Origin of the sequence: Sporosarcina aquimarina (assembly GCF_033253705.1) — a bacterium.
Lineage (GTDB): Bacteria > Bacillota > Bacilli > Bacillales_A > Planococcaceae > Sporosarcina > Sporosarcina aquimarina.
The window spans coordinates 401,170-417,317 of sequence record NZ_JAUBDH010000001.1 but is presented as its reverse complement, the minus strand read 5'-3'; the positions used below and the strand labels follow the sequence as shown (position 1 = coordinate 417,317).

At 45.5% G+C, this 16,148-nt stretch carries 12 protein-coding genes and 1 riboswitch; of the genes, 3 read left to right on the top strand and 9 right to left on the bottom strand.

What is annotated here, in order from left to right; all coding sequences use genetic code 11:
- Positions 1-5: 5 nt before the first annotated feature.
- Both QT716_RS01970 and QT716_RS01965 read right to left on the bottom strand, forming a co-directional pair.
- On the bottom strand, positions 6-1,439 hold the full coding sequence (locus QT716_RS01970) for a M20 family metallopeptidase (protein WP_317934065.1): 1,434 nt from the start codon (positions 1,437-1,439) through the stop codon (positions 6-8).
- Between the two features lie 410 nt (positions 1,440-1,849).
- The gene (locus QT716_RS01965) at positions 1,850-3,253 is read right to left on the bottom strand and encodes a YfcC family protein (protein WP_317934064.1); all 1,404 of its coding nucleotides are present in this window, start codon (positions 3,251-3,253) and stop codon (positions 1,850-1,852) included.
- A gap of 116 nt (positions 3,254-3,369) precedes the next feature.
- Here QT716_RS01965 and QT716_RS01960 point away from each other — a divergent pair, with 116 nt between their 5' ends.
- The 3 genes from QT716_RS01960 to menC are packed head-to-tail and all read left to right on the top strand — an operon-like array spanning position 3,370 to position 6,482.
- Entirely contained in the window at positions 3,370-4,185 is an 816-nt protein-coding gene (locus QT716_RS01960) for a MurR/RpiR family transcriptional regulator (protein ID WP_317934063.1), read from the top strand.
- A 15-nt stretch (positions 4,186-4,200) separates the two neighbouring features.
- Positions 4,201-5,334: a M20 peptidase aminoacylase family protein gene (locus tag QT716_RS01955; RefSeq protein ID WP_317934062.1), complete on the top strand. Its 1,134-nt coding sequence runs from the start codon at positions 4,201-4,203 to the stop codon at positions 5,332-5,334.
- Positions 5,334-6,482 (top strand): o-succinylbenzoate synthase, encoded by a 1,149-nt coding sequence (gene menC / locus QT716_RS01950; RefSeq protein ID WP_317934228.1) that lies wholly within the window; start codon positions 5,334-5,336, stop codon positions 6,480-6,482. The genes QT716_RS01955 and menC overlap by 1 nt, the downstream gene beginning before the upstream one ends.
- Positions 6,483-6,581: 99 nt before the next feature.
- Here menC and QT716_RS01945 read toward each other — a convergent pair whose 3' ends face one another.
- The 7 genes from QT716_RS01945 to QT716_RS01915 form a co-directional block, all read right to left on the bottom strand.
- Positions 6,582-7,823 carry a metal-dependent hydrolase family protein gene (locus QT716_RS01945; protein ID WP_317934061.1) on the bottom strand — a complete coding sequence of 414 codons (1,242 nt, stop codon included), beginning with the start codon at positions 7,821-7,823 and terminating at the stop codon, positions 6,582-6,584.
- Between the two features lie 15 nt (positions 7,824-7,838).
- Complete coding sequence (locus QT716_RS01940) at positions 7,839-9,017, bottom strand: hypothetical protein (RefSeq protein WP_317934060.1); 1,179 nt, start codon at positions 9,015-9,017, stop codon at positions 7,839-7,841.
- Between the two features lie 265 nt (positions 9,018-9,282).
- A complete protein-coding gene (locus tag QT716_RS01935) occupies positions 9,283-9,432 on the bottom strand; it encodes a hypothetical protein (RefSeq protein WP_317934058.1) in 150 nt (49 codons plus the stop codon).
- Between the two features lie 55 nt (positions 9,433-9,487).
- A complete protein-coding gene (locus QT716_RS01930) occupies positions 9,488-9,637 on the bottom strand; it encodes a hypothetical protein (protein ID WP_317934056.1) in 150 nt (49 codons plus the stop codon).
- Between the two features lie 322 nt (positions 9,638-9,959).
- The gene (locus tag QT716_RS01925) at positions 9,960-11,720 is read right to left on the bottom strand and encodes an adenine deaminase (RefSeq protein ID WP_317934055.1); all 1,761 of its coding nucleotides are present in this window, start codon (positions 11,718-11,720) and stop codon (positions 9,960-9,962) included.
- Positions 11,721-11,742: 22 nt separating this feature from the next.
- Positions 11,743-13,059 (bottom strand): NCS2 family permease, encoded by a 1,317-nt coding sequence (locus QT716_RS01920; protein WP_317934053.1) that lies wholly within the window; start codon positions 13,057-13,059, stop codon positions 11,743-11,745.
- Between the two features lie 156 nt (positions 13,060-13,215).
- A riboswitch (purine riboswitch) is annotated at positions 13,216-13,319 on the bottom strand.
- A 210-nt stretch (positions 13,320-13,529) separates the two neighbouring features.
- Positions 13,530-16,055, bottom strand: a complete 2,526-nt coding sequence (locus tag QT716_RS01915) for an EAL domain-containing protein (RefSeq protein WP_317934052.1) — start codon at positions 16,053-16,055, stop codon at positions 13,530-13,532.
- Positions 16,056-16,148 lie beyond the last annotated feature (93 nt).

Below are 16,148 nucleotides of genomic sequence, written 5' to 3'. Positions count from 1 at the left end.
TTTTTTCAACTTCCGAGCGGTGAAGGCATTACGCCGTCAGGTATCGGACATGTGTATGGATTTTCTGACGCAAACGCGACGTATTCATCACGGATCGGTGCAAGCAAGTCTGTGTTTTCAAAAATTTTGAGCGCTGTGAGTGCCATCGATGCGCCTGCACGCAGCATGCCTTTATGAGCATTTGTCGATAAGCCCTGACTCGTCATTTGCCATGTATGAAGCGGTGTTCCAAGCGCTGACGTCGAAGTTGAAAGTTGTGCAGTCGGTAAAATCCAGCTGACATCGGATACGTCTGTCGAAGCTGTCAAAATTTCATTCGGTATTTCGTAAGGGGCAATACTATCTGCGAGGTGCTTGCCTTTGAATTCAGAACCGTCTCCCACATAGCCGAATCCTTTCATCACACCGAGATAGTCTTTCTGTTCTCCTTTAGAAAGTGATTCGAAAATTCCTTTTGCGTATTCTTTCTCTTCTTCAGTTGGCGGCTCGATTCCGATTTCCGTTAAACTTTCATACAAAATCGCTTCGAGTGCACGATTCGGAATGTAATTCGAACAGGCTTTGTCCACTTCATAAGTCATTGTTGTTTCTGTCATGAGCGCAGCACCTTGGGCAATTTTGTTTACCCGCTCAAACAGATCCATCACACTTTCTGTATCGACGTCGCGGATTAAATACAGAACTTCTGCATTCGCTTGGACGACGTTCGGAGCAAATCCGCCGGTGTTTGTAATCGCATAGTGAATGCGAGCCTGGTCTGGCATATGCTCGCGTAAGTATTGAACGCCTGTATTCATGAGTTCCAACGCATCGAGCGCACTGCGTCCTAAGTGAGGCGAGTTGGCCGCATGAGATGGCACTCCTTTGAATCTGTAAAACACTTGAATGTTTGCAAGTGTGCTTAAACTCATAATGCTATTCGTCGGTGATGGGTGCCACGTTAATGCAAGATCGGTTCCGTCAAAGACGCCTTCACGTGCCATGAACGTTTTACCCGACCCCCCTTCTTCACCTGGGCATCCGAAGAATTTCACTGTGCCGGTTAGCTTGTGTTCTTCTAAATAGGCTTTTGCTGCACAAGCTGCTGCGAATGCACCGGTTCCGAGCAGGTTATGGCCGCAGCCGTGACCAATATGCCGGTCCCAGCGCTGTTCTGTCGTTTTGTTCGGCTCTTGACTCAACTCGGGCAGTGCGTCGAATTCTCCCAGGAATCCGATGACGGGATGGCCTTCTCCGAAGGATGCTGTGAATGCGGTTTCAATTCCACCAACACCGCGTTCTACACGGAAGCCTGCCTCTTCACATTTGCCGGACAAATACTTGGCAGATTCATATTCTTCGAATCGTGTTTCGGGATGGTTGAAGATGTATTCGCTGATTTCCTCGAAATAGGCTGCGTGATTTTCGATATACTGTTTTGTGAATGCTTGTAAACTCACTTGTTTTCCCCCTTAATATATTGAATACAAACAATTTACTGACTTCATCGTAATGAGTATTTGGTGTTTCGTCAATACTCGACAGGATATTTGTTGAATAATAATTTTCATAGAGAAATAGTTATACATAAACACCGTTGTTTTTCACTGCAGGTGAACGCGGGCCTGCAGGATGTAGGTCATGCAACCGTTGCCGCACGACGCGGCGAACTTAGGTTGTTTCCACTAGGATCCCTACGGAGTCGTTACCTTCCGTTGCAAACAACTAGCATATTCGATTGCAAAGATACTAGATCATAGTCATAAATAATAAAATAGGATGTCTCGGGGCTCGTTTTTGAAAACGGGTTGAGACATCCTATTTCGTGGTGTTTTATATTATGACTAAAAATGAAAAATATTATTGCTGCTTACATGGGACCCCAGTTCATGAGAACACCGATGACTAGGAAGATGATTCCTAGGATCGTCCAGATGATGAGCAATGGGAAGACGAATCGTACCCACTTGGTCCAGGAGATTCCGGCAATTGCCAGGTTTGCCATGAGAATCCCGGAGGTTGGTGTGATGACGTTCGTGAAACCGTCACCCATTTTATAGGCTTGAACTGCGACTTGACGCGGAATTTCCATTAGGTCCGCAAGCGGCGTCATGATCGGCATGACGATAACGGCTTGGCCACTTCCGGATGAAACAAGGACGTTGAATAGTAGGTTGGCAATAAACATGACGATTGCCCCGCTCACGCTTGTAAACGGCTCCATCACGCTTGCCATGCCATGTACGATTGTATCGAGAATGTTTCCTTTTTCCAGAACAACGACAATGGAACGCGCCATACCAATGATCATCGCGCCATAAATCAATCCCTTTGCGCCTTCGAAAAATTCCAAGACGAGTCGGTTTGGAGTCAGTTTTGCGATAATTGCTGTTCCGACTGCGATGATTAGAAAGATGGCTGCCATTTCATTTAATGACCACTCAAATTTGAAGACCCCGAATACATAGGTTGCAATTCCTAAAACCAACCAAGCTAGAACTAGCTTATGGGTTCCGGTAACTTTAACTTCTTGGTTCAGCTCATCCCGTTCTTCAATTTTCGGGAACGGAGTGGCGCCCAACACACCTTTCATTGGATCCTTTTTCAATTTTTTCACATACCAAGCTACATAAAGAATCGTTGTCACGAGCACAACAATATAGATGATCACGCGATATCCGATTCCTGAGAACAGCGGCAGCTGCGCGATTGTCTGGGCAGTACCAGTTGTCAGGGGATCTAGAAACGCTGTATTAAATCCTGCATACGCCCCTAGGTAAATTATCGAAACGCCGACAACTGCATCCAGCTTCATCGATCTTGCCAAAATGATTCCAATTGGGATGAATGCGATAACCGCATTCACAATAATTCCTAGTGTTCCAAATATGGAAAATAGAATCATGACGATGGAAATCAAGAGGATTTCTTTGTTTTTCGTTTTTTCAATTGTTTTTAAAATCATTGCATCGATTGCACCTGTCGACTCGATAACTGCAAATGACCCGCCAATAATGAGGACCAAGAAAATCAACGGTGCTGAACTGATCATCCCTTCTTGAATGGCCAAGAAGACATCGATTACGCTCGCAGGTGTGTTCGCAATTTGTTCATAGCCATCCGGGACGACGACTGTCACACCATCCACTTCTTCCCGCTGGAATTCCCCTGCTGGTATTATGTACGTCAAGACAGCCATAAGCGCCAGTATAATAAAGAGAATTACATAAGCGTCGGGGATACCTATCTTTCCTTTTCTTTTTTCCTTCTCCATTCAAACACCCCATTCTGAATTGTCGTAACATTTCGTTGACTGTGTTTATAATAAAGCTTATAATTCATTTTGACAACAATAAATTATATGATTCATTTGAAAGTTGGGGCGTTTTTATGAGTTTCATTGAAAAAACAAAGGAGGCTTATCCTGAGCTAACGGCAGGTTTGAAAAAGGTTGCGGAGGCATTACTGATCAATCCGATTATGTTCGCCACACATCCTGCAAAAAAGATTGCGAGTTTAATTGACGTCAGTGAAACGATGGTTATCCGGTTCGCAAAATCAATCGGCTATTCCGGTTTCGGATCGCTGCAAACGGAAGTTCAACGAAGTCTTCTTTCTCTATCACCTTCAAACAGTCAAGATAATCCATCTTCTTCTGATCCCTATTCGGGTGTAATGGAAACCGACAGTAAAAATATTGCGCAGATCGCTCATCAGCTCGATTGGAAGACGACGGAAGCAGTTGTTCAGCATTTATCTGCTTCAGCATCTGTAAAAGTCGTCGGTTATTATCAGTCGTACGCTTATGCCCATTGGTTCTCGTTTTCACTCAATAGTTTACTTGGCAACACATCGCTCTATCACCCTGAAACAGAAATCGGAATTTCGACTTCGGGTAAAGAAAATTGCGTCGTTCTATTTTCGTTTTACAGGTACGCACTTGGTGCGATCCGACTGGCAAAAGAAGCGAGAGAGAACAACAACACCGTCATTATTGTGACAGATTCCCTCGTAAGTCCCGCTGTGGAGTATGCGGATTTCACATTGGTCATACCCATCTCCCAAAAATCGATTTTGGAAAAAGGTCCTGTCACGTTTTCATTTTTAAATAGTATCCTTCTCCACATTGCGAAGAACAATGGCAAACTTAGTTTCGTAAATCCGACGAGCAACTATTACATCACCGAAGATCCTGAACAAAATTGAAAAGGAGTTTTTCATATGACATCATTCAGCAAAGACAAAGTAACCGAGACGTTCGCCCATTTGCATGCTAATCCTGAGTTGAGCTGGAAAGAATATGAGACGACAGATTTCATCAAACAAAAACTTGAAGAAGCCGGCTGTAAAGTCCGTGTTTTTGATGACTGTACTGGAGTTATCGGTGACATCGGGAATTTCGCCGAAGACACCCCCGTCGTTGCGCTAAGAGCGGATATGGATGCGCTGTGGCAAGAAGTCGATGGCAAACTGCAAGCGAACCATTCGTGCGGTCATGATGCCCATATGACGATGGTTCTGGGGGTGCTTTGGAAGTTGAAAGACAGTCCTGATTTGCTCGATAAAATCGGTGTCCGTTTCATCTTCCAGCCTGCTGAAGAAGTCGGCGCCGGCGCATTGAAGCTCGTCGAACATGGCGTTGTCGATGACGTCGATTACTACTATGGAATCCATTTACGCCCTTTTCAGGAAACCGAGAATGGTAAAGCGGCACCTGCTATTATTCACGGTGCGACGGGTTCGATTGAAATTGAAGTACGCGGAGACGACGCACACGGTGCACGTCCACACCTGAATTCAAACTCCGTTGAAGTGGGGACGTATTTAGTGAACGCGATCCATACAATCTATCTGGACCCTACCATCCCCCATTCTGCAAAAGTGACGCGTTTCCAGGCTGGCGGGCAGAACACAAATATCATTCCGGGGAATGCGAGTCTAGCAATCGACATTCGTGCTCAAACGAATGAGCTGATGGAAGAATTGCAGAAGCAAGTGTACGCCGTCGTTAATTCGGCGAATGAGTTGTTTGACTCGAGTGTAAAAATTACACATGAACACGGAATTGCGGCAGCTTGTGTAGACTCGGATGCACAAAGAATAGCTCAGCGCGCTATCGAATTGACTCTTGGGAAAGAAAACACAGTCGAGCCGATTATCACACCAGGAGGGGATGACTTCCATTTCTATACCATCAAGAAACCTCATTTGAAAGCGACGATGATTGGGTTAGGCTGCGATTTGGGGCCCGGTCTTCATCACCCCAATATGACATTCGACCGCGATGCGATGTACAACGGCATCGATATTATGACTGAGATTGTAAAATTACACGCTGAAGGAGATGTTGAATGATGCAGTCTGTTCACATTAAAGAGGTAATTCTCCATCATACGACCGTATCGCTAATCGCACCGTTTACTACAAGTTTCGGCACAATGGTCGACAAAGACGTGTGCCTTGTCGAAGTTGTCGATGAATCCGGCGTTTCTGGATGGGGCGAAACAGTCACGAGCAACGAGCCTTACTATAATGAAGAAACAACGGCTACAGCGGTGTATATATTGAAAGAATTTCTCATTCCGCGTTTGTTAAAGCAAGAGATTTCGCATCCGAACGTTGTCCACGACATGCTTTCGTTTGTGCGCCGCAACAATATTGCCAAAGCTTCAATCGAGACGGCGATTTGGGATGTGTTTGCGAAGAAAAACGACACGTCGATTGCGGAATTGCTCGGCGGAACGCAAACTGAAATTCCAGTTGGTAAGAGTATCGGCATTCAAGATACGCCGGCTTTATTGGTGGAAAAAGTCCGGACATTCATGGATGAAGGCTTTAAGAAAATCAAAGTGAAAATTAAACCTGGTGCGGATTTAGAGTATCTGAATGCAGTACGCGAGGAATTCCCTGATATCCCATTGATGGCGGACGCAAACTCTGCCTATACCCTTAACGATATCGACCATTTGAAAAAGCTGGATGCGTTGAATCTTATGATGATTGAGCAACCTTTGAGCCACGACGACATTGTCGATCACCGGATTTTACAGCAAGAGCTGACAACACCCGTTTGTTTGGATGAAAGCGTCCACTCTCTTGACGATGCACGCAAGGCAATCGAGTTAGGCAGTTGTAAGGTCATCAACATTAAAATCGGCCGTGTCGGCGGTTTGTATGAATCGAAGCGGATCCATGATTTGTGTTTGGAGAAAGGGATTCCTGTCTGGTGCGGCGGGATGCTTGAGACTGGAATTGGCCGCGCACATAACATTCAGCTCACGACTTTGAAGAACTTCACGATTCCAGGCGACACCGCCCCTTCTGCCCACTATTGGAAAGAAGACATCGTGACGCCAGAAATCGTTATGGATCATGGAATCATTCACGTTCCTTCTGGCGACGGGATTGGGTATGAAGTGGATCAGGAGAAGCTGAGTAAGGTATTGATCAGTTCTGAACGTATTACTGAGGTGGAGACGACACATCCGATTCCGAGTGTGTGACGGATTATCGGTTTCTTAGATTAAGAATGATGAAAATGAAAAAGGCTATCTCAGAAGAGTCGTAATGACCTTCCAGGATAGCCTTTTTAGTTGGATTACTTATCGAATGTCTTTTTCAATTTTACCGTCTTTCATAACGACTTGAATCGTATCATGATCCGAAAGTGACTTGATGTCTTCAAGCGGATTGCCCTTGATGACTAAGATGTCAGCGAATTTACCGGCTTCGATTGTCCCGACGTTTTCTTCCCAGCCCAGGCATTCTGCTGCTGTTTTCGTTGACGCAACGATTGCGTCCATTGGCGTCATGCCTGCGTTACACATCAGTTCCAGTTCACGTAAGTTCGTGCCGTGTTTGAATACGCCAGCGTCTGTACCCATCGCGATTTTCACGCCTGCTTTGTACGCTTTTGTGAAGCTTGCCACGTGGATGTCAATTACTTCTTTCGACTTTTCGACAGCGCTTGCCGGCATTCCCGTTTCATCCGCCGTTTCAAGAACTGCTACAGGCGCGAGCAAAGTCGGCACTAAGAACGTTCCATTTTCGACCATGAGTTCAATGGCTTCATCGTCAATGAAAATCCCATGTTCAATCGAGTGGATTCCTGCACGAACTGCGTTCTTAATTCCTTCCGCCCCTTGTGCGTGTGCCATGACGCGTGTGTTTTTGCGGAACTTCCCTTCTTCTACAATTACTTTCAATTCTTCCAATGAAAACTGAGTGAATTCGGGGTGATCCGTTGCGCTCAATACACCGCCAGTTGCGTGTACTTTAATGACTTCCGCACCGGCACGCAGCATTTCGCGAGTTTTCTTGCGCACTTCTTCGACTCCGTCACACATTCCGTTCGGCATACCTGGATAGTCTGAATGCATTAAGTCCAGCGTATTCCCTGAAACCGTGTAGCCGTCACCATGACCGCCTGTTGTAGTAAGTGCGTTGATGCTCAGTTGCATTCTCGGTCCGGAGATCAGACCGTCTTCCACTGCTTTTTTCACACCAAGGTCCGTACCTAGCGCGTCACGAACTGACGTAACTCCAGCGTTTAGTGTGGTTTTCAAATACTCTTGAACTTGGTAGTACATGAATGAAAATGGCGTAGCCAGGCGCTGGGAAACTGGTGAGTACTCAAACATCATATGCACATGTGTGTCGATGAATCCTGGCGTAATCGTTCCGCCTTGCGCATCGATTGTCGTTTCATCACCAGTTGCTGTGTACCCTGCTTCGTTCCCAACATAGTCGATTCTTTTATCCGATACAACCACGATCTGGCCTTCTTGCGGTTCTGAACCTGTTCCGTCAATTAGCAGTCCGTTTTTGATAATAGTTTTTGTCATGATAACCCCTCCAGTTTATAGTGTGTTGATGAGAATACCTGCGATGATTACGGATGCAACGGTTACTGTCGTGAATCCTCCGATAATCATCGGTGCAAGCAATTCGTTGAAAATCAGCTTTTCTTCTTTTTCGTTCCGCGCACAGCTCCGGCTGACTTCTTCACAAAGGATATAGTCTCCCGGGAATCCGAACAATGCTGTCAAGGCGACCGGCATCCCTTTATATGGATGCCATTTAACAAGTTTGGCTGTGAGGTATCCACCGATTGAAATTCCGATTGTTCCGATTGCTAGGATTGCAAGAATTGCGGGTAAATTTTCGAGCACGTCTTTAGGTGTAACACCAGCCATCGTTCCGATTACAACAAAGATAATTCCAAGCATCGCAATCGTGAAGGAGTTCGCGCGCTGCAATTCACTCGATTCGAATGCACCTAGTTTGAGACCGATGATTCCGATTGCTAAGCACCACAGTGTGTAGTGGATTGGTGTGACAGTGCCTAATGCGACCCCGATTCCTGCGCCCGTGAATACAAAGAATAGCTTAAGTATTGCACTCGAACGAAGCGGGCTGCTTTTTTTGGTTACTGCTTGTTCTTCTGTTTCCTCTTCAGAAAAGCTTTTCCCTGTCATAGATACGAAAGTGCCTGCATCGATTTGCTTTTGCATGACGCCTGAATATTTTTTCATGAAATGCATTGCAAGCGGCATACCCGCTACGCCTTGGAATGCGACGACAAGAGCTGGAATAATGACGATTGACGTTAAACCCAGTTCTTTCAGTTTTTCAGTTGTGACAAGAAGCGCGATGATGCCGCCGCTGATCGGGCCGACTCCGGCTACGGCTGTGGGATAGTCAAAAATTAGCGGAACGATTATCAAAATCAGAATCCCTGAAAAGATGACGCCTCCAAGCGCGATGATAACGGCTTTATATTGCGTTTTCACAAGCGAGATTGGGATCATCGTTCCCATATGAACAATAGCCGGACCAATCAGAATTGCACCGAGTGCGGCAAATTGAGAGAGTTCTAATAAATTTGCGGGGAATATCCCTGTCCATGTGAGGACTAAGTATCCGACCATCGCTGTAAGGAGCATCGGAATTCGTGCTCTTGAGACAATGGAGAGCCATTCGCCGAGGGCAATTAATGAAAATACTAAAACGGTTGCTATAAGTGGATTTGAGAGCATCTGGCTAGTCCCCTTTTTTAGATTCTATTGTGTTTTCGCATGATGTTAGTTGCGAGGTATATAATATATCACCGATATTTTTATATGTAAATAGTTTTTTCAACCACTTTAGACTTTTCTGTTATTTTATATTTCCTTGTAATCGCTTACTTCACTGGTGCAATGGGCTTTCCGGAAAGTGAAGTTTTTTTAGAAAATTGCATTCGTATGCAAGAAATTATTGGAGTTATAGGATTTGGTAGCGCTTCGCTTGTTTTAGAGTGGGCTACCCCGCTGGGTCATGCTGTTGGCTTTCTCCGACAGTTCGCTCGTGTTGTCCGACACACCGAGCCGGTTGTCGGACATTGGCGCAGGGTTCTTCATCACCAATCATCACTTCTCCATCACTATGGGGAATTTCTCGATAACGAGACACAATTCAACTTCGTTTAAGGGATTAATTGGGTGCGCTTCGCTTGTTTTAGAGCGGGCTACCTCACTGGGTCATGCTGTTGGCTTTCTCCGACAGTTCGCTCGGGTTGTCCGACACACCGAGCCGGTTGTCGGACATTGGCGCAGGGTTCTTCATCATCAATCATCACTTCTCCATCACTATGGGGAATTTCTCGATAACGAGACACAATTCAACCGGGTTAAGGGATTAATTGGGTGCGCTTCGCTTGTTTTAGAGCGGGCTACCTCGCTGAGATTAGGAATCGGCAACATAGTGCATTGAATCGGCAGATTGGAGGGGGGGATCGGCAAGGTGCGCCCATGTATCGGCAACATCGGGTGAAGTATCGGCACTTTGCGTGAATTAATCGGCAATAGACTACAATTCAACCTCGTTTAAGGGATTAATTGGTAGCGCTTTGCTTGTTATTTAAAGGCTTCTTCGCTGCAAACTAGAATTGGTACCAAAAAACCCCTCAGACGAATTATCTGAGGGGATTGCCTAACCTATTACACGAACAAGGGAATCATTTGCTGCGTATGCACATCGACCAGTCCGATATCCGTGATGCGGATTTCGGGAATGACAGTCAGTGTGAGTGATGACAGCGCCATCGACGGGGAACGGCGTCCTACTTGGACACCCATTGAGCGTGCGACTTCGTTGAACTGCTCGACTTTCGGTCCGAGTTGCTCAATCGGTTCCGCCGCCATCAGTCCGGCAATCGGAAGGTTCACGGATGCTTGCTCCACGCCATCTTTCACTAAGCATAATCCTCCGCCTGATGCTGCGAGCACTTGTGACGCGGCAAACATGTCCGCTGCATTCGTACCGACCGACACGAGGTTGTGACTGTCGTGCGCAACCGTTGTTGCGTACGCGCCTTCACGCAGTCCTGCATTTTTCAAGATGCCAACAAACGGTTTCGTGTTTTGGCCATGACGTCCTGTTACAGAAGCGAATAAGTATCCTTCTGGCAATTTCGTAATGACGCCCTCTGTAACATCCAGCTCAATCGTTCCGCGCGCTGTCGTTCCAATCTTCGTCATTTCCATCGTCGTCACAGTCACTTTTCCGTTTTCAACCGGAGCTCTTAGAATAAAGTCTGAAACCGTGAGTTCCGGCAGCTTGACGGTGTTCTTCGAAAGTGGCGGCACTGCACTTTTAATCGTTTCCAAAAGCTCACCCGATTTTATAACCATGCAGCCGTCCGCCCATACATCTTCAACATTCATGGATTCGAGTGATTCCACTAATGAAAAATCTGCAATGTAACCCGGTGCGATGGCGCCTCGATCACGCAGTCCGAAACGCTGCGCTCCATTTAATGTCGCAAAACGAATTGCGAGTGGTGCAGGAATGCCTTCTTCGATACAGCGGCGGACCACTCGATTCATCTGACCATTGTGGAGCATGTCGTTCGGTTCGACATCATCCGTGCACATGGCGATATTCGACGTATAGGGCAGCTGCTGCCAGGCTTGCGCTGCGATGTCCGCGAATTGGCTGACACTCGATTCCCGGATATAAATGAGCATTCCTGCCCGCAATTTTTCCACGATTTCATCTACCGTACGACTTTCGTGATCCGAATTCACCCCTGCTGCTAAATACGCTGCAAGATCGCGTCCACCTGCACGAGGCAAGTGACCTTCGTTCAAGACACCGGCGTCTAGTCCGGTCTGGACGATCCCTGCCATCCGAGGGTTTTGCTGGATGACTCCGATGTAATCCATGATTTCCGCAATCCCGACAACATCGGGCAATTTCAGAAGCTCCGCCACTTCCGCAGCTCCGAATTCAGCACCCGCAGTTTCGACTCCAGGTACTGCCGGTACACAGGAAGGGATCGTCGTCAGGATTTGCACAGGCAGACCGCGGCTCGCTTCCACCATATACTTGACGCCTTCCGCACCGAGTACATTCCCGATTTCATGCGGATCGATGACTGCGACAGTCGTTCCCCGCTGAAGCAATGCACGGGCAAACATATCAGGCGTCACCATCGTGCTTTCAATGTGGACGTGACAGTCGACCAATCCCGGGATGGCGTACTTTCCACGGCCATCTACGACGACTTCCGCCTCCATTTTGAAATCTGGCTGCCCATTTTCGTAGCGGGCGATTGCGCTGAACCGGTTTTCCTTAATGCCAATGTCAGCTTGATAAATTTCGGCAGTGAAGACGTTGACGAGCTGCACCCCTTCAATCACCGTATCCATTTTGACATCTCCACGTGCAGCGGCTGTAATTTGTTCGCGAGTAAACATAGTTTTTATCCCCTATCTGAAGTTAGTTTGCAATGGTGATGAAGTAAAGAATGAGCGGTACAGTGAGGACATAGAGTCCTGGGTGAATCTCTTTGTGTCTTCCTGAGAGTGCTTTGACAAGGACATAGATGATGATTCCCGCTGCGATCCCGTTACCGAAGTTGAATGTGAAAATCGTGATGACGATTGTCATGAACGCCGGAAGTGACTCCGTGACCTCTTCAAAATTAATGTTACGCACCGCGGAAAGCATCGTCAATCCGACCAATATCAACGCAGGAGCCGTGGCTTCTGTCGGGATGATCATAATCAGCGGTGTGATGAAAATCGTCAGCAAGAACAAAATCCCAGTCGTCACTGCCGTCATCCCAGTACGACCGCCTGCTTCAACACCTGCCGCAGACTCGACATATGTGGTCATGACGGGTACCGAAAACAAGGAACCAAGCGTCGTTCCGCCAGCATCGATGAGAAAGGGCTTATCGATTTGCGGCAAGTCTCCGTTTTTGTCTAGCATATTCCCTTTTCCTCCGACACCTAGCATCGTACCGAGACTGGAAAAGAAGTCAGGAATGAAAAATGCGAGCAAGAATGGGAAGTACTCCAATTTCAATGCATCTAAAATGTCGAGTTTGAACGCTACGGGTGCAATGCTTTCCGGCATCGAAAAGACTGAAGTCGGCAGCTTGGTAATGCCCAACGGAATTCCGATGATGGTAACTAACACAATTCCGATCAGTAAGTGGCCGCGTACTTTACGTGCCAGCAGCACTGCCATGATAAAAAATCCTACGAGCGCGAGAATGGCGTTCGGTGAACTTAAATCTCCCAATTGAAGCGAATTCGATTTTTCACTTGCGACGACTAGCCCCGCACTTCGGAAACCGATCAATGCGATGAACAATCCGACCCCTGCTCCGATTGAAAGCTTGATAGCAGGCGGCATAAGACGGACAATCAGTTTTCTAAGACCCAATAAAGTAAAGAGAACGAAGAGAATTCCTGAGATGAACACCATTCCCATCCCTGTCTGCCACGGAATTCCTTCTGCCAATACTAATGTGACCGATAGAAAGGCAACGGAACCAAGTCCCGGAGCGAGCGCGAACGGCCGGTTACTGTAAAGACCCATGATAATCGTGACAATTCCTGTCATCAAAATGACCGCAACCGTCGCCGGTCCTTTCGGCAATCCTGCGTTATCCAACATTGCGGGAACGACAATCAATACGTAAAGCATCGTCATGAAAATCGTTAATCCTGCGATCACCTCAGTGCGTGGTGTCGTTCCATATTCTTTCAGTTTGAATAGTTTCTCTGTCAACCGTTTTGTATTCATTTAAATCCTCCTGCTTTCTGTTTTTTTATCCATTTATTGCATACGTATGCAATAAAAAAGCCCGGTACGCAGCAAGCTGCTGCAAACCGGACCTACGAAAGTCAAAGGAGGCATGCATGACGGGCGAACTCCATGTAAAAAATGAGTCGCCCACCTGCACACTATACTTTAACTCGTAGTCCGGTTCTTACGATGGGAACCTGGTAGAGACGCTCAGACCCTATTACTGAGCTTATACGAGAATCTATTCACGTTTAACACTTCGTCAGTATACAGACTCTGTATGTTTTCCGCAAGTCTATTTCTGAACAATAATCTAGAAAAACCAATTAATATTCGTGTTTAATGCAAAAAGTAATTGGAAATCCCCTTTTTTGTGGATGTTCTAACACTATTTACACTGAACAGCTGAATCCAGCACATAGTAAGTCGTGCACCGCGATGTGCACGACTTACCTTTCTATCCTTCTTCACTCATACATTGAATTGGATGCTTCCAAAAACGTTTGCATTCTGCCTTCAAGTAAAGGAAGGTCCTTATAAGCATTAGGCTGGTTCAATCTAACTTCTACTTTGTTAAACAGATGGATGTAAGTGCTTCTAGTTTTTTCATCTGCTTGAAACGATACGCCGTAGCCAAAGTATTGCCGCTCTGATTTTGTATGAATCAGCTTGCCGAAAAAGAAATACTCTTCTCCAAACAACTCCATGGAAAACTTCAACACCACGTCTTCACGTTGAGGCAGGTCAACAGTAGATATGAAATAAAGTCCGCCTGGGCCAATATTTTCTACCAAGATATTGACAATTCCCACATTAATCTTTTTCCCATTGACTTCATTAATGGTCATTTGAGCTTTTAAGTGACTGTCCGGCTTCACTCTAAAGTAATTTCTCCGTTCTGGTTCCCCTTCTCGAGGGTCTTCCAGCTCACTTTGTTTCTGCAATAACCTTGTCATGTTCTTTGCTGAAACCGGGCGGCTATACAAATAGCCTTGAAAATAGTTACATTCCAAATCGGCTAACCGATCCCGCTGTTCTACTGTTTCCACGCCTTCCGAAACGACTTGCACGGACAGCATCTTAGCCATCCAGATGATTGAAGTTGTAATCGTTTCTGATCGATCGTCAACCAGCATCTTTTCTACGAAAGAACGATCTACTTTTATCTTTTCAGGTTGTAACTCCTGTAAGCTTTTCAACGAATTGTACCCTGTGCCAAAATCATCTAATACGATTCCAAAGCCCATTTCTTGCAGCTGTTGAAGCAGTAAAGGAATTCTCTTCGTGTTTAGTAACGTCGATTCTGTAATTTCAATTTCAATCCATTTCGGATCCAGATTGTACCGCTGTGTAATCTCATAGAACACTTCCGGAAGCGTTACGTCTAAAAACTGCAAAGCGGATACATTAACCGCCACTTTTATTTTAAACTGCTGGCGATGCCATTCTGATAAAATGCGGCATGCACTATCCATCACCCATTCCCCGATTGGCAGAATTTCTCCTGTTCCTTCCGCAAGTTTGATAAACTCGCCAGGAGACAGAATGCCATACTCTGGGTGGTTCCATCGTATCAATGCCTCTGCACAGGAGATCTGATTGGTATGCGCATGGTAAGTTGGCTGGAAATAGACTTCGAATTGGCTTTTTCCTAAAGCAGTTGTAATATCATTGTTTAACACAAATTCTCGTTTCATGACAGTTGTGGTCGTTTTCGAGTAAAATTTGTGACTATTTCTGAGATGCTCCGAGCAGGCATGCAAGGCAGTACTTGCATTTTTATACAGCTCTTTCGCAGTGCCGCCCCCTTCAGGAAACATTGCAATACCTAAACTTGTGTTCATCACCAGTTCCTGTCCTTCTATATAAAAGGGCTCATTAAAAACTTCCTGCATGGAGGTTGCCAGCACATCTGCTGCTTGTTTGTCGGGTATGAATTTCGTTAGAATTACAAACTCATTTGAACTGCTTCTTCCGAGTAACTCCATATCATTTCCAAACAATTTATGTAATTGTGTTGCGATATTCAACAACGAACGATCTCCGAATTCGTGTCCAAATGCGCTATTTATATTTTTAAAGTTTTGGATTTTTAATACAAAAACAGCTAACTTTTCCGACGCTAGTTTCGCAACGTTCAGTTCAAGTTCTGTCTTGTCCAGAAAGACTTTTCGATTCGGCAGCCCTGTTAAGTGATCATGATTGGTTAAATAATGAATTCTTCGGTCTCGTTTTTTCAGCTCATGAATGTCTTTGCAGGAAAAGACGATGCCATTAATCGCTGGATCTGTAAGATAATTTGTCGCGGACAACTCAAAATCCCGGTGCTGCCCCTTTGCATCGACCATCTTCAATTCACCTTGAATCGTTGAATTCGGCACTTGGACAAGTTTTTTCCAACGCTCCAAAATAGGTACTAAGCGATCCGCTGCGACAAAGTTCTTGAATGATTTCCCCATACATTCGTCCTCTTCATAACCTAGTAAAAATGTGATTGTCGGCGTAATGTATTGAACCACACCATGGGCATCCAGCATTCCTGTAATCTCTTTTGAATCTACATACGTATAATCTTTTAGTTGGTTCGGATAAGATTCTTTTTCTGGACCCGCCAATCGGATGTTATGCAGAATGCAGTATAACCCTGAAACGTTATTGGAATCCTCGGCAATTGGAAACATCGTCACGTTAAATTCATAGTCGATATTATCCTGATGACCCTTGAACGGAAAGTGCTGAACCGATCCTGAAATCGCTTTTTGCATATGTATTGTGAATTTCTCTTGTTCTTCTTCTGTTAAAAAGTCACTGTACTTTTGCCCTAGACGAATAACCCCACTGTTTTCTGTTATATTTCCCTTATATTCTATAATTTCCCCCTCTCGATTGAAGATAAGAATGAAAGAGCCGAGCTCCACTTTATCAATACTCGCTAAAATGCTTTTAGGTAAGGCATTTTTTGTGTTTTTATTTTTGCTTTTGAAAAACCTCATATCGACTCCACTCCTTATCTCATAAATATACAGGAATTATGAATTAATCTTAATGATATAACGGAAGTAGGCATTTGGCAACAAATGTTCCAA

What these genes read in the sequence shown, in the direction of transcription:
- QT716_RS01965 (WP_317934064.1), bottom strand. Translation starts at nt 3,253, where the DNA reads ATGGAGAAGGAAAAAAGAAAAGGAAAGATAGGTATCCCCGACGCTTAT.
- QT716_RS01960 (WP_317934063.1), top strand. Translation starts at nt 3,370, where the DNA reads ATGAGTTTCATTGAAAAAACAAAGGAGGCTTATCCTGAGCTAACGGCA.
- QT716_RS01955 (WP_317934062.1), top strand. Translation starts at nt 4,201, where the DNA reads ATGACATCATTCAGCAAAGACAAAGTAACCGAGACGTTCGCCCATTTG.
- menC (WP_317934228.1), top strand. Translation starts at nt 5,334, where the DNA reads ATGCAGTCTGTTCACATTAAAGAGGTAATTCTCCATCATACGACCGTA.
- QT716_RS01945 (WP_317934061.1), bottom strand. Translation starts at nt 7,823, where the DNA reads ATGACAAAAACTATTATCAAAAACGGACTGCTAATTGACGGAACAGGT.
- QT716_RS01940 (WP_317934060.1), bottom strand. Translation starts at nt 9,017, where the DNA reads ATGCTCTCAAATCCACTTATAGCAACCGTTTTAGTATTTTCATTAATT.
- QT716_RS01925 (WP_317934055.1), bottom strand. Translation starts at nt 11,720, where the DNA reads ATGTTTACTCGCGAACAAATTACAGCCGCTGCACGTGGAGATGTCAAA.
- QT716_RS01920 (WP_317934053.1), bottom strand. Translation starts at nt 13,059, where the DNA reads ATGAATACAAAACGGTTGACAGAGAAACTATTCAAACTGAAAGAATAT.
- QT716_RS01915 (WP_317934052.1), bottom strand. Translation starts at nt 16,055, where the DNA reads ATGAGGTTTTTCAAAAGCAAAAATAAAAACACAAAAAATGCCTTACCT.